A 14,710-nucleotide genomic window follows, 5' to 3' on the forward strand; every position below is an offset into this window, starting at 1 on the left:
CCTATCCCCTTCAACAAATTCATGCATATATTCCCAGGTTAAAAGATCTTTTGACCGGAAAAGATAGTCAGCCCTTAACGGTTTACCTCCTGGTCCGGAGTAGCTCCTTCCATTTGAAAGAGAATAATAAACACTATCTTTTTCCCAGATAAATGCGTCATGTACATTGTATGGAAGAGGAAAACCGGTAGTACTTTCAATTGGAATAAGTGCCTTGCCATTTGCCAACTTCTCCCAGTTCAATAATAAAGGATCACTAGAGCTAGCAACCATATTTCCATACTTTTTCCCATGATACATAGCAATTACCCGATTATCCTCAACAAGTGCTGAACCAGAAAAACAGGCCCACTCAGGTCCCGGATATATCGCATAGGGCAAATCTTTCCAGTGTATTAGGTCATTACTCACTGCATGCCCCCAATGTTGACGGGGATCTTCAGGCGGGTAACCCTGATAAAATAAATGCCACTGACCCCGCCAATAACATAACCCATTCGGGTCGTTCAGTTTACTCTCAGGACTGGTAAAGTGGTAAACAGGACGAAACTTATCGCTTTCAAAATCCTTCCTTGATTTTTTAAATCGACGCACTAAAATATTTGTGTCCAGTTCCTGATATTGTTTTTGTAAATCGTTCGAAAATATACATTTTGGAACAATAGACTTTTCATAAGTGGCTTGAGCTCCAACAGGCTTTATGTTAAAGCCTATTGAACACAATAATAGAGTAATTATTATTGAATAGTTTAGCTTCATAGTAATGTTATATTGTTGATGAGATTTCATATTAGCTGTTTTATTAAATGCATAAATCAGCTAATATGAAATAAACAGATCTATTTTCTACCAACCATTATTTTGCTGATAGAGTCCCTCTGTTAAAACAATTTGATTATTAGGTATTGGTAAGTATTCATCTCTTCCTTTTGTGAAAAATGCTTCATCTAAATATATCCAGCGAGTTTTCTCGATTTGGAAGTAATTGTTCAGCGTTTCAGCTGCAATTCCCCACCTAACCAGATCGAAGAATCGAGGACTTTCAGTAGCAAACTCTAACCTTCTCTCAAATCTTAGAGCTTTCCTAGCATAGTCCTGGGTCCAGTTGCAATTAACACCATCCTCATAGAGTTCAATCTTATAATTTGAAGCTGGTGACCCATCACTATAAACTAATCGATTTGTACTATTTTGAGCCCTATTCCTAATTTGATTTATTATAGGCATGGCTTGTTTGTGTTGTCCTAGTTCGATTAATGCTTCTGCTTTCCAAAGTAAAACATCCGAGTATTTTATGATGTCAATATTTCTTGCACTACCAAAAAATGCTCCTACTTTTTTAAGCCCAGGACTATCAGCAGGCTCAATTTCTTTCATTATTGAAAAATAACCATAAACTAAAGGTGCCCTATTCCAGCTTTTTTCATGAATCATCTCTGGTTGATACTTGAACGGGTGACCAGGAATGCCAACAGTATGATCCAAACGAGGATCGACAGTATTTTCCCAGAAATCTACAGAATCTTTAAGCTCAACTTCATTAAAGGAATCCAGCAATGGCAATCCATTAGCATCCGTTCTAAATGCATTTACTAAATTTTGACTAGGCTTGTGAAAATCACAACACCCATACGCTGATGACATGTTGTAATTTAAACTATGGCCAAAATCAAGTCTGCCATTTGTAGTTCCATCATCAACTGAATATTGAATAGCAAACACAGATTCAGGTCCATTCTCATATTCAAACAAGAAATTCTCAGCAAAATCATCAGCAAGTCGATGCTGACCGGAACTAATAACTAAATCACATAGTCTGACAACTTCCTGCAATTTTTCGTTATTAATATTAGTTACCTCATTCTGCCTATTCTGTTCATAAGCTTGATAGAGTCTTACTTTAGCAAGATACGCCCATGCTGCAGTCTTATTGGCTCTTCCGACCTCAGGCTGATCAACAGGAAGGTTCTCCACAGCAAATTCAAAATCATTAGCGATATTTCCCCACAACTCATCATTAGAATAATCAATATTGGAAATATCTTTTATCTCATCTTCAGGAGTATTTTCATCATACCAGACAATATTTTTAAACAACTTTTTAAGTTGAAAATAAAAATGTGCTCTTAAGAATTTGCATTCTGCCTCTCTCTCTAACTTTTCAGGATAATCTGATGGAGATAAATCTTTCATTCTTCTCAAGGCTTCATTTGCCCGACTTACCCCATTATAGCAATCAATCCAAGCATAATTAATATAACTTTGCTCAGTAGTAACCAGGTTAAACTGTTCCAATTGATTATACTGACTTTGGTCGGTAACCCTTCCGCCACCTTTATAACCATCATCCGAACGTACACTTCCCCATACCCATTCACTCGTAAATGTATGTTGCCAAAAGTCATTTCCTAATGAAGCATATGTAGCAGTTACCAAATTATCTACATACTCAGGATCAACCAACTGATCTCCATTCAACTTACCCTTCGGAGTATAATCCAAGAAACTTGAATTACAAGCAACGAGGAATGTTGAAATCAAAACATATATATATATCTTTTTCATGATAAATTCTTTTATAATTTACAGTGTTAATTTGAAACCAAGAGTCACTCCTAAAGGTTTTGGATATAAATACCCTGGAGTTTCAGGATCTGGACCTGAATATGATTCATTACCTTTAGGCCTAATTAGGATCACATTATCACCCATCAAATAAAGGTTTAAGTCTTTTATTCCGATTCTGCTAATGATTTTTTTAGGTATCGTATATGCAATTTTGATGTTGGATACCTTAAAGTACGATGCACTAACTAAAAAGTAGTTTGAACTAACTAATTCATTATTTTTATTAACTAATGAGAGCATTGGAATATCCGATTCCGTATTTTGAGGAGTCCAAGCACTCAAAGTACGTGTTCCAAAGTTCATCCCCTGATCATAAGTAAAATCTAAAAAGCTTCTATTTCCATCCCTTATTGTTTTTCCTGACACGCCTTGCATAAAAATCGATAATGAAAATCCTTTATAGTAAAACTCAGAATTTATTCCATAAGTAAAATCTGGCAGAGTTGTTCCGAGCCAATCCTGATCCAATGGATCGATCTTACCATCATCATTCAGATCTACATATCTTAATCGACCAATCCCCTTTCCTGTTTGGTCAACATGGTTATCGACTTCCTGTTGATTCTGGAAAATACCGTCTGTTACATAGCCGAAAACAGATGATGTAGAATGCCCAATAATTGTCTTTTCTACATTACCCGGATATGAGTTAACAACTGATTCTGGCAGATATGTAATCTTATCTTTAAATGAAGTTATCGATCCAGTGATATTATATGTAAAATCTCTAATTTGATTTCTATGGCCTAGTACAAATTCAAAACCTTTGTTTTCCATAGTTGCCCCATTTACATATTGATCACCACCTTCCCCAATAACCCCTGGATATGGGGGATGTGTCAGGATGTCTTTAGTCTCTCTAGTAAAATAATCAACCGTTCCGTAGACCTTTTCCTTTAGAAATCCGAAATCAAGCCCAATATTAATTTCATCGGTTGTTTCCCATTTTAAGCTGGGATTCTCCAGTTGAGTCCTTACATAACCCGATGGTAAAATACCTGTATTATTGCCATTGAGGTCATAGGCAGTTCCCACATTTTGTCTACTACTGATAGTTCCATAGTTGGGAGCATATAGGCCAAACCGTGCTTCATCACCTATTTCCTGATTACCTACCCTTCCTGCCCCCGCACGTAATTTCAAGTTTGAGACAGCTTCTATTCCTGACATAAATGACTCATTACTAATCCTCCATCCAAGGGTAAAAGCGGGAAAAAGTCCAAACTGATTTTCCTTTCCAAATCGCGATGAACCATCATATCTTAAAGTTGCCGTTGCCAAATATTTATCCGACATCTGGTAGTTCACTTTTCCAAAGTATGACAATAATTGATGCCCCCGTGTATTACCACTTACAGTAGCAACACCAGTTCCTGCATTAAACTGAAAAAAATCCAATGTCTGATCTGCAAAGTCTTCAATACTTGCCCTCATATTCTCGTAACTAGCCTTAATAGCTTCGGAACCACCTATAAGCTCAAAGGAATGCTCTTTATATTTCAATTTGTAATTGATTGTGTTTGTCCATATCCAATTAAAATCATAAATCTGATCCTTTCTAAGAGAATTTGTTGTATTCTTCAAAAATCCAGATTCATATTTCTTTGTTATTGTTCTATTGAAAGAACTTGTGTAATCAATTCCAAATGAAGATTGAAAAGTAAGATTCTTTGTCAATTCCAATTTTGCATTTATATCACCCAAAAAAGATAAATTATTGATCCTATTATCTTTTTGGAGATATAATAGTTGAAGAGGATTATTTCGATCAGAAAAGCCAGATCCTACTGGCCCGGAAAATTCTCCATCCGTTGTATATACTGGTAAGATGGGCTGTAAGAATAATGAATTACGAATAAATCCATCTCCACCATAGGGAGTCTCAGATGTTCTTGCTATTTGAAGATTTTCCCCGATCACTAATCGATCCTTAAACATTGAGATCGAGCTATTTATTCTACCCATATATTTTTTGTAATCGTTATACTCCAAAACCGCATTGTTATGCAGATATCCCATACTAACCAGTAAAGAATTATGTTCTGAAGCACTTGATAACGTAAGATTATTCGAGGTTACTATACCCGTACGATATACCTCATCCTGCCAATCAGTATTCGCCGATCTTAATCCATAACTTTCGTCCCCTCCAATCCATTCAATCGGTATAACTTCATCAAGGAAAGCAACACCATCATCATCAGTATGCCAATTATAGCTGTAATTAGGAATATTATCAGGAGAAGTTCCGTCATTAATAGATGCTTGCCATAGTGCTCTTCCAAACTCTTCAGTAGAACAAACATCATATTTCCTAATATTATGATTTGTGGTAATTGACGACTGAAAATCTACCCTGAATTTTTCTTTACCATGCTTAGTAGTAATTATTATTACCCCATTTGAAGCTCTTGACCCATAAATTGAAGCGGCAGATGCATCTTTCAAAACCTGAAATGATTCAATGGTATTTGGATCAATATTATTCATGGCATCAGACCGTGTAGTTGGCACTCCATCGATGATATACAATGGTGAATTATTCCCTAAGGTATTTACTCCACGGATCAATACCTTTTGATTGTCACCCGAGGGATCTCCAGTTGTTTCAATATACAGCCCAGGAACACGCCCCTGCAAAGTCTGCAGGAAATTACTTTGCGGAACATCTTTTAATTTTTCTACTTCAACAGAAGAAACAGCTCCTGTCAAATCACGTTTTTTCATAGTACCATATCCTACAGCAACAACCTCTTCTAACCCAATTGCATCCTCTAGCATCGTAATATCAATAGATGTTTTCCCCATTACAGAAATTTCCTGAGTTGCCATCCCAACAAAGGAGAATACCAATATTGCGTTTGAAGGCGTCTCTGACATAGAATAATTCCCGTCCATATCAGTAATGGTTCCCTCGGTAGAGCCTTTTAGAACTATTGTTACACCGGGCAGTGGTAAGCCAGAAGAATCGGTTACTTTCCCCGTAACCTCCATCTTCTGTCCTATTAGAATATTTTTAGCCTTTAGATCTTGTGAAATTATGATCTGACGATCGATGATTTTATACTTCAGGTTACTTCCTTCAAGCAGATAATTTAATGCTTCATCAATATTTGTGTTTGAAAGTTTCACATCAACTTTCTTAACTGAACTTATCTGTTCATAGTTGAATAAAAAATTAAAATCAGTCTGATTCTCAATTTCCTCAAGAACTTCGATAATACTAACGTTCACCATATCAAGGTTGAACAACGATTTTTGAGAATAAGACTTTGATGCAAATCCCTGCATCACCAAAATAAGTAGTAATCCAAGAGTGATTCTCATAACTCTGCATGTTTTAAATAGGGTATGGTAATACCAAACCTCATTTTTTCGATTTTTTTTCATAAATTTGAAATGTTTGAGGGTTAATTATAAAATGTTAACTCTTTAGTAATCAGGAGAGCGCTGCAATCGCTTTCCTGATTTTGTTTTTATTTACATCATAACTTTTAAAATTTTGTAATTACTATTTTTGTTTCTCCACCATAATCTTGTTCGAACCTATATTTGAATGTCGCTGTGGATTTTAATAACCTCAGTGCCAAATCAATACTTTCTTTTGTAAATGTTGCTTTAAAGTGAAGACTCTCCAACTCCTGGTCTTGCAACTCTATATTTACTCCATATCGATGTTCAAGGCGCTCTACAACCTCTTTAAATGGGGCATTTTCGAATACTAACTTACCATTTATCCAATCGGCATAATTATTAGCATTAATTTTCTTTAAAGTATATGATTTCCCTTCCTGATAGTGAAGATGAAAACCAGATTCCATTTTTTTGATCTCATTTCTTTTTGAATTTAAAATAGACACTTTTCCTTCTTTAAGAATAACATCAAGACCAGCCTTATCATCATAAGCATTAACGTTAAATTCAGTACCTGTTGCTTTAACAAACATGTTCTTTGCTGAAACTAAAAATGGATTCCCTCTGCCACTTTTGACCTTAAAAAAAGCTTCACCCGTAACTTCCACAATCCTATTCCCTTTAAATACTGCTGGATATTTTATGGATGAATTTCCATTTAGCCAAACCAATGAACCATCTGGCAAATTCAACTGGGTTTGGGCACCACTGGGTGAACTAAGCTCAACAACAGTATCCATTTGACCTGAAAACTCATTAAATTGAAAATATAAAACTCCCAAAGCTATAACTATGGGGACTAAAAGTATTGCAGCAATTCGAGAATAACCGACATAAATTTTTCTTGACAAAGTTCCTTTATTTTCTCTATCGATATGCGCATTAACAAATGACTTGACTTTTGAAAGTTCTTTTGTTTCAAGTAAACTTGTATTGATGTAATTTCTCCAATGGTTGCCCAAATTTTCCTCCAAGTCAATAGGTTTATTTAAAACAGTATCCTTGAAATTTAAATAGTCATTTCTAGAGTATTTATTACTAAAGTATCGCCTAATAAATGAGTTATTATTCCTTTTCATTTTGTACTGCATTTATAAGTAATATCTAATTGATAGAAATTACCCTTAGCTATGCTGTACTTTTTTTCTAAAAGTCAAAATAAATAATAGTAAATCGTCAAACTGTTCAGATTGTAGCTTATTCTTAAGATACTTAAGACCAGCAGTTAAATGTGCCTCAACCGTTTTTAAGGAAAGTGATAATTTTTCTGCAATTTCTTTACTGGTAAAACCATCAAGTTTTCGCAGCTCTATGACCTGTCGTTGGCGTGGTGGAAGTTCTTCTATTAAGTTGTTTATGTGTTGAAGTAAGAAATTGTAATTAATCAGGTTAGCGGTATGATCATCAAAATCGACTAATTCTCCAGCAAAATTGTGTATCAATTCTTCATCTTTAACAATTTTGATTAATTTTTTTTGAATGAAATTAAAGGCGATTTTAAATAGGTAAGCATGCAAAGAAAGCTCAGGATTAATACTTGATCGTCGTTCCCAAATTTTTAAAAAAGTGTCTTGAACTACTTCTTCAGAATCTTTTCCCGATTTCAAATAGCCAAGTGAAAAAAAATACAGCTTCTGATTATATTTATCAAAAATCTGGTTAAACGCCTTTTTGTCCCCATTAATTAATCGGATAATAACCTGTTTCTCTATCTTTTCTTTACCATTCAATTTGTCCAGGATTTAGAATACAACAAATATAGTAGAAATTCATTTTAAGGAATTATACTTCTTTACTCTAGTAAAAAAAACCCACAACACACATTAAAACACTATACTATAGCCCATTATAAAAACCTAAGTCATTTGGATCTGATTTGCTTGATTCCAAAATCCAACTATAAACAATGTTATTTTGAATAATTTACTATTAACCTAGACCCAAATCAACCAATAAAATTCTAGCGTTAATTTAGACTTCATATCTTCCTGGAAAAATGCATTTCATAGCGTATGATATTTTTTATACTTAAAGTATTCCAGAATCTCATCACGCTTCCTTTTCATTTCCCTTAACATGTTATAAAAAACCAAATTCTTCTCTTCATAATTAAAGTTGATCTCATTATTCATTTCAACTTTATTGAATCTTGACTTCTTACCAAAATAGGTAAAGTGCAAAATCCGTTGAAAGTGGTCACCCGATACCGGAATAAAGAGTGCAGTACCACCAGCTAAAAGTGGACAAACTGTCCAGGCAAACCGGGTCAACGTAGTCAGATAAAAACATAGAACTTTTTCATGCTGCTGAAGCCCTTCTTTTTAAAGTTGGGATAAGAAATCTAATTTTTGGGTGATAGCTCATTTTGATGTTTCTATGCAAGTTCTACTACTGTAATTTCCGGCGGCATTCCAATTCTGCCCGGAAATCCACTCTTCCAAAATCGCTTTTCATGTACCATATAAAACATGTGAATCCGGATTAATACATCTAAATTATCTACATGGTTGAAATTAAAAAAGCTGCATTGCAGCATACCTATCCTGAGCGAAAATAGCATAGTTTAAATACGTTTGAGACAGTTAATATTAAAAGCAATTTTAGAATTTTCATTGTTAACTTACCTTTTAAATGATTTAAGAATAAAACTCCTGATTCGAAAAATGCTACAAATGATTCAATGCTCCATCTAATTTGTAAGTTCCTCCCCTTTCTGTTTCAAATTCAATAACCTTCCCATTATAAGCAACCTTGCAGGGATTCCCGACTTTCGAAAGAATTTCGATTTTTTGAAGTTTTCCTTCTTGCCAACTAAAAGAAAGTTCGAAACCGCCTCTGGCACAAATCCCGTTTATATTACCTTTAGGCAGGGCACTAGGCAAGGCTGGTAAAATATCAATTTGTCCCATGTGCGATTGCAACAACATTTCCAGGATACCAGCCGGTGCGCCAAAGTTACCATCGATTTGAAATGGAGGATGTGCATCAAATAGGTTCGAATATGAACCTCCTCCAGTACTAGACGTTTGGTCAGTTACTACCGGGCGAAAGATCATCTTAATCATATTGTAAGCATGATCGCCATCCAGGAAACGTGCCCAAAAGTTAATTTTCCAGGCTAAACTCCAACCGGTTCCATCATCTCCACGGTACTTCAATGACTGGATAGCAGCCATCATCAACTCCGGATTATCCCTCCAGTTAATTTCTTTACCAGGATAGACACCCCACAAATGAGACACATGTCTGTGTTTACTGTTTATATCATCTTTATCCTCTACCCACTCCTGCAATTGTTTGTACTTTCCTATTTGATCTGGAGCAATATGTGGTAACTTTTTAGTCAAAACAGATGTGAAGTCATCATCAAAACTTAAAATTTTAGAAGCTTCAATACAAGCTTTAAACAGCGACCTTATAATCTGATGATCCATTGCTGGCCCGTACACTAAACCTCCCGTTTCGGGGGAATTAGACGGACTACTAACCAGCCAGCCTGTTTTGGGATCTTTAATCAACATATCATTATAAAACAGAGCTGATTGTTTCATTAAAGGATATGCTTTATGTTTTAAGAACTCTTTATCCTGAGTAAACAGATAATGCTCCCAAAAATGATGAGCCAACCATCCACCTCCACCAAGAAAGATACCATGTGTAGAACTAAAGATAGGAGCAGTTCCACGCCAAATGTCTGTATTATGATGAACAATCCAACCATTGGCATTGTAATGTTCTTTCGCTGTAATCTTTCCGGATTCAGCAACATCCTCAATCAACTTAAACAACGGCTCATGGCATTCGGGCAAATTGGTAACCTCCGGCAACCAATAATTCATTTCGCAATTAATATTTGTAGTATACTTACTATCCCATGGAGGTATAAGCTGGTCATTCCAAATTCCTTGCAAATTAGCAGGACGAGTCCCCTCCCTGCTAGATGCCAACATTAAATATCGTCCGTATTGAACATACAATGCTATTAATCCTGGATCGCCGGCGGAGTCATTAAACAATTCCAACCTTTTATTTGTCGGAAGTTCTTTTTTGTTGTTTTGTCCAAGATTTATCTCAAACCGATTAAACAACTTTTGATAATCAGCAATATGTGCCTCTTTAAGCTCTTCAAAAGTTTTATTTTCGCAGTTATGGAAGATATCATCTACAATTGCATGTGGATTATTGGAAATGTCTTTATAATTTTTATAATTGGTTGCAGCACTAAGGTAAAGAGTTGCTTCACTTGCACCCTCTACCTTTAGTTTTCCATTTTCTTTAATAAGATTTCCATCTGTTTTAATGCTTACTTTTGCATTTCCAAACAATACACTTTTATAAGGGTGATTAAACCAATTACTTAAACCATCCGCAACAGCTACATCAAGCGAAATAGCAGAATTGCCAACACTTACTGATTTTTCCTTATGCTCAGCATCTATCCAAAAAGAAAATGCAAGAGCTTTGCTTTTATCACAACTCAACTTAATAGCCATTAAATCATCAAGCTTACTTATCAGCATTTCTCTTTCGTAATTTGTATCTCCAACTTTGTAAGTAGTTTTTTGCACTGCTTGATTCAGGCTTAATACCCTTTTATAGTTGTTAAAATTTTCATGTCCCTCAAAATCAATAAACAGATCACCAAAAGGCTGGTAGCTCCTTTGTTGTGGTGGCATACTCATAAAATGTTCCTGAGCCAGTTGTTGAGCTTCATCCTGTTTCCCTTCAAATAATAATTGTTGTATTTGTTCAAGATATTTTGAAGCTCCTTCATTGGCATAACTTTGTGGTTCACCAGTCCAAAGTGTTTCCTCATTAAATTGAATATGCTCATGCGATACTCCTCCAAAAACCATAGCACCCAAGCGGCCATTTCCTAATGGCAGAGCATCAGTCCAAAGTTCTGCTGGCTGTTCGTACCATAATTTTAAAAGTGACACATTATCTTTTTGGGGTACCGAACACGCCCCCAGAGATATTATCATAAATAACAGATAAACATTTTTCATTATAACCTTATTTTATACTTTCTACTATTTCTTCGTTTATACTAGTGTTCCTTAAATTCAAGCAACATCCACTTATCCTTCAAAATTTCCTCCATCACATTCTGGATACTAAGTGATTATACATCTACATAATTAGTTACGGACGTTATTAAACAGCGTCATTGATTATTTCAATATTATTTTTCTTCTTCATCAAAAACAACTGCTACTTTTCCGCACTTGCCCTGATCCATTAAAGTATATGCATCGGAAACTTGATCCAATGTAAATCGGTTGCTTACAAGGTCTTCGGGGTGAATCCCCCAGCGAACAATACGTTCCACCAATTCTTCCATTCTCCAGATATTGGTAACCCAGGATCCGTGTATGGAAATTTGATCGTGGATAATATCTGGGCTGGGGTTAAACTCTACTGTTCCACCTTCACCTATCATCACCATTTTTCCCCATTGACGAGTAGCTCTGATACAAAGCTGACGACCTAAAGTATGACCTGAACAATCAACGGTTCGTTCAAAACCTTTCCCGGCATATGATACTGCTTTAACTTTCTCAAGACTGTCTGAACCAGAAACAAAGACTTCATCTGCAAGACCTAGTTCTCTGGCAAGATCACAGCGTTCTTTCACGGTATCTATTCCAACAAGTTTAGTGGCACCCATTGCTTTTGCAAGCATTAAGGCGGCAAGTCCAACCGGACCTAATCCTACAACTAAAACCTGGTCGTTTCCGCAGATTCCTATTTTTTCCAATCCTTCGTACACGGTTCCAAATCCACAGGCAACCTGGGCTCCGTCAGTATAACTAAGTTCATCGGGTAGCAAAACACAATCTTTTTCGTCGGCAAGTATGTATTCTGCCATACCGCCATCGCGTTGCCAACCATATGCAGCACGTGTAGGGCTCGAACAGGAGATCATATATCCCCGGCGGCAGTCATTGCAGACCCCGCAACCGGAAATATGATACAGTATCACACGATCACCGGTTTTAAATCGTTTCATATTGTCGCCACATTCTACTATCTGGCCACAAGGTTCATGACCTGCTATTTTATTCTGATAGGCTTCAGGGCCTTTCCCCAGGTGTTCTCTGTAGATTGCTCGAATATCGCTTCCGCAAATTGTGGATGATTTTGTTCTTACCAGTACCTGACCCGGGCCAGGTTTTGGAATTTCAACCTCTTTTAGTACTACGGTGCTGTTACCTGGTAGGTAGGCTGCTTTCATTGTTGCCATATGATTTTTATGCTTTAGTTTTAACTATGCCTTTCTGATAGCAAGGCAACTCCTTTAATTTTAATTGTATTGAAAATTATAGTTTAATTACTGAGTAATTGTTCCATCAATATCCCAAAGATCTTCCCAGCCTTTTGCTCCTTCCCAGAGGAACACCTGTCCTTTAATTAGGCGGCAATTTTTATCTATTCCCTCAATTGCCAGCATTTCTTCTTTAGTTAAGGGTTTTGAAATGACAGCTTGCAGATTGGACAAAATGTTTTTAGGGTTTGAAGAAAATGGAATAGGTATCTGACCTCTTTGAACTGCCCATTTTATGCAAACAACTGCTGGATGCACATTTAACCTTTGGGCAATTTTAACGATTACCGGATCTTCAATATCCACTGTGTCGTCACAGGTTTTGTCTCTTTCCGGACGCGCAGGCGATCCTACCGGACTATAACCAATAGGTTGAATATTATTCTTTTTACAATAATTGAATAGCTCTGGTTGTTGAAAATGAGGATGAATTTCCATCTCATTTATAGTTGGCTTTATCTTGGCATCTCTTAAAATTAGTTCAAGTTTTGGTATGGTTACGTTTGAAGTCCCGATGTTCTTTACAAGTCCCATCTCAACCAACTTTTCCATCTGGCGCCAGGCAATCATAAATTCTTCGTGGATATAGGGTCTTGAATCAGGGTTTCGTGAGTTAACATCGCAACCGGGTGCATGATAATTCGGAAAGGGCCAATGAACAAGATATAAATCAAGGTAATCTAATTGTAGATCCTTGAGAGATTGTTTGCATGATTCTATTACCTCTCCTTCTCCGTGTTTGTCATTCCAGACTTTTGAGGTTATCCATAATTCTTCTCGAGTAATCACTTTATCAGTTATTAACTCTTTTAGAATAGGTCCAATACGATCTTCGTTGCAATAAACCGCAGCGCAATCGATGTGTCTGAAACCAACATGAACAGCATATTTTACTGCTTCCGAAACCTGTTCAGGACTTATATGATCTGAACCAAAAGTACCTAAACCGATAACGGGAATCTCTGATCCGTTTGCTAATTTCTTTTTGGGTATTAAATTAGCGTCAATTGCATTTTCTACTTCCATAATTATATGAATATGTTTTAAGATTAATTTTACGCAGGACTCATGTCTTTTAGAGATCTATAGCCATAGATCCCTATTACAACAAAGCAAATTAGAGGCAGAATAAAAGAAGCATTTACTCCCGGGAGACCGGCAACCTTTTCCATATCAATTAAAATTGCCTGTAGAGGAGGCATTACAGCACCCCCAACAATGGCGAGTATTAATCCAGCTGATGCCAGGGTTGCATCTTCACCTAATCCATTAAGAGCAATGCCGTAAATAGTGGGAAACATTAGGGACATAAATGCCGAAGTAGCTACTAAACAGTACATTCCAGCCATGCCTTGGATGAATATTACTCCACTGAGCGAAATAATTCCACCGATCGCAAAAATTGTTAGCAGCTTTCTTGAATTAATAAATTTCATTAAAAAAGTACTAAGAAATCGGCTGGCTATAAATATTGCCATGGCTACAATGTTGTAATTTTGTGCTGTGGCTTTGGATAATCCAAGGTTTTCGCCATAATGAATGATAAATGTCCAACACATTATTTGAGCGCCAACATAAAATGCTTGTGCAAAAACTCCTTCAACATAACGCTTGTTTTTTAGCAAGCGCTTATAGGTTGTCATTGCTGATGATTCATAGACCCTTTTATTTCCATTGGGCATTTTTGCTATTGCAATAATCAAAAGCATGATTAGCACAACAAATCCGATGGTGATATAGGGCATTTTAATAATTCCTAAATCGTGGGTGCGGTATGTCGCTTTTGTCGCAAGGTCTAAGGTTTCAAAATTTTTTACTTTTTCCGAATCAAGAGCAGAGAGGATTACATTGGTTGCGACAAACATACCGGTAATAGACCCCAGAGGATTAAACGCCTGAGCCAGATTTAGTCTTCTGGTTGCTGTTTCGGAGCTTCCCATCGATAAAATATAGGGATTTGCAGTAGTTTCCAAAAAAGCCAGACCAAATGTAAGAATGTACAGTGATAGCAGAAAGAAGATATAAATTTCGAACTGGGCTGCCGGATAGAATAATAAGGCTCCCACAGCATACAAAGCAAGTCCGAGCAAAATGCCTTTTTTATATCCAAATTTTCTGATAAATAGGGCAGCAGGGATGGCCATTGTTGCATATCCACCATAAAATGCAAATTGGATTAACGAGGCTCTTTTGGCAGATATTTCCATAACTGTCTGAAAGGCTGCTACCATTGGATTTGTCAGATCGTTGGCAAAACCCCATAGGGCAAAAAGGCTGGTTACCAGTATAAATGGCAGTACATATTTTTTTTCGACAATAGTTTTATTCTGATTCATAATT

The 14,710-nt window shown here is 36.4% G+C and carries 10 protein-coding genes; all 10 read right to left on the reverse strand.

Annotation, left to right across the window (positions count from 1 at the left end; translation table 11 throughout):
• Positions 1-789 (reverse strand): glycoside hydrolase family 32 protein (locus ACUNWD_RS03340; RefSeq protein WP_445586351.1); only part of this gene is annotated, 789 nt, incomplete at its 3' end.
• Between the two features lie 57 nt (positions 790-846).
• Positions 847-2,565: a RagB/SusD family nutrient uptake outer membrane protein gene (locus ACUNWD_RS03345; protein ID WP_445586352.1), complete on the reverse strand. Its 1,719-nt coding sequence runs from the start codon at positions 2,563-2,565 to the stop codon at positions 847-849.
• Between the two features lie 18 nt (positions 2,566-2,583).
• Positions 2,584-6,018 (reverse strand): TonB-dependent receptor, encoded by a 3,435-nt coding sequence (locus ACUNWD_RS03350; RefSeq protein ID WP_445586353.1) that lies wholly within the window; start codon positions 6,016-6,018, stop codon positions 2,584-2,586.
• Between the two features lie 104 nt (positions 6,019-6,122).
• Positions 6,123-7,121 (reverse strand): FecR family protein, encoded by a 999-nt coding sequence (locus ACUNWD_RS03355; protein WP_445586354.1) that lies wholly within the window; start codon positions 7,119-7,121, stop codon positions 6,123-6,125.
• Between the two features lie 45 nt (positions 7,122-7,166).
• Complete coding sequence (locus tag ACUNWD_RS03360) at positions 7,167-7,772, reverse strand: RNA polymerase sigma factor (RefSeq protein ID WP_445586355.1); 606 nt, start codon at positions 7,770-7,772, stop codon at positions 7,167-7,169.
• Positions 7,773-8,045: 273 nt separating this feature from the next.
• Complete coding sequence (locus tag ACUNWD_RS03365) at positions 8,046-8,312, reverse strand: hypothetical protein (protein WP_445586356.1); 267 nt, start codon at positions 8,310-8,312, stop codon at positions 8,046-8,048.
• 396 nt (positions 8,313-8,708) lie between these two features.
• Entirely contained in the window at positions 8,709-11,051 is a 2,343-nt protein-coding gene (locus ACUNWD_RS03370) for a glycoside hydrolase family 95 protein (RefSeq protein WP_445586357.1), read from the reverse strand.
• A gap of 176 nt (positions 11,052-11,227) precedes the next feature.
• Positions 11,228-12,289: a zinc-dependent alcohol dehydrogenase family protein gene (locus ACUNWD_RS03375; RefSeq protein ID WP_445586358.1), complete on the reverse strand. Its 1,062-nt coding sequence runs from the start codon at positions 12,287-12,289 to the stop codon at positions 11,228-11,230.
• A gap of 87 nt (positions 12,290-12,376) precedes the next feature.
• Complete coding sequence (locus ACUNWD_RS03380) at positions 12,377-13,396, reverse strand: aldo/keto reductase (RefSeq protein WP_445586359.1); 1,020 nt, start codon at positions 13,394-13,396, stop codon at positions 12,377-12,379.
• Between the two features lie 29 nt (positions 13,397-13,425).
• Positions 13,426-14,706 (reverse strand): L-fucose:H+ symporter permease, encoded by a 1,281-nt coding sequence (gene fucP / locus ACUNWD_RS03385; RefSeq protein ID WP_445586360.1) that lies wholly within the window; start codon positions 14,704-14,706, stop codon positions 13,426-13,428.
• Positions 14,707-14,710 lie beyond the last annotated feature (4 nt).

The organism is Sunxiuqinia sp. A32 (assembly GCF_052690465.1).

What these genes read in the sequence shown, in the direction of transcription:
- ACUNWD_RS03355 (WP_445586354.1), bottom strand. Translation starts at nt 7,121, where the DNA reads ATGAAAAGGAATAATAACTCATTTATTAGGCGATACTTTAGTAATAAA.
- ACUNWD_RS03380 (WP_445586359.1), bottom strand. Translation starts at nt 13,396, where the DNA reads ATGGAAGTAGAAAATGCAATTGACGCTAATTTAATACCCAAAAAGAAA.
- fucP (WP_445586360.1), bottom strand. Translation starts at nt 14,706, where the DNA reads ATGAATCAGAATAAAACTATTGTCGAAAAAAAATATGTACTGCCATTT.
- ACUNWD_RS03345 (WP_445586352.1), bottom strand. Translation starts at nt 2,565, where the DNA reads ATGAAAAAGATATATATATATGTTTTGATTTCAACATTCCTCGTTGCT.
- ACUNWD_RS03370 (WP_445586357.1), bottom strand. Translation starts at nt 11,051, where the DNA reads ATGAAAAATGTTTATCTGTTATTTATGATAATATCTCTGGGGGCGTGT.
- ACUNWD_RS03350 (WP_445586353.1), bottom strand. Translation starts at nt 6,018, where the DNA reads ATGAAAAAAAATCGAAAAAATGAGGTTTGGTATTACCATACCCTATTT.
- ACUNWD_RS03375 (WP_445586358.1), bottom strand. Translation starts at nt 12,289, where the DNA reads ATGGCAACAATGAAAGCAGCCTACCTACCAGGTAACAGCACCGTAGTA.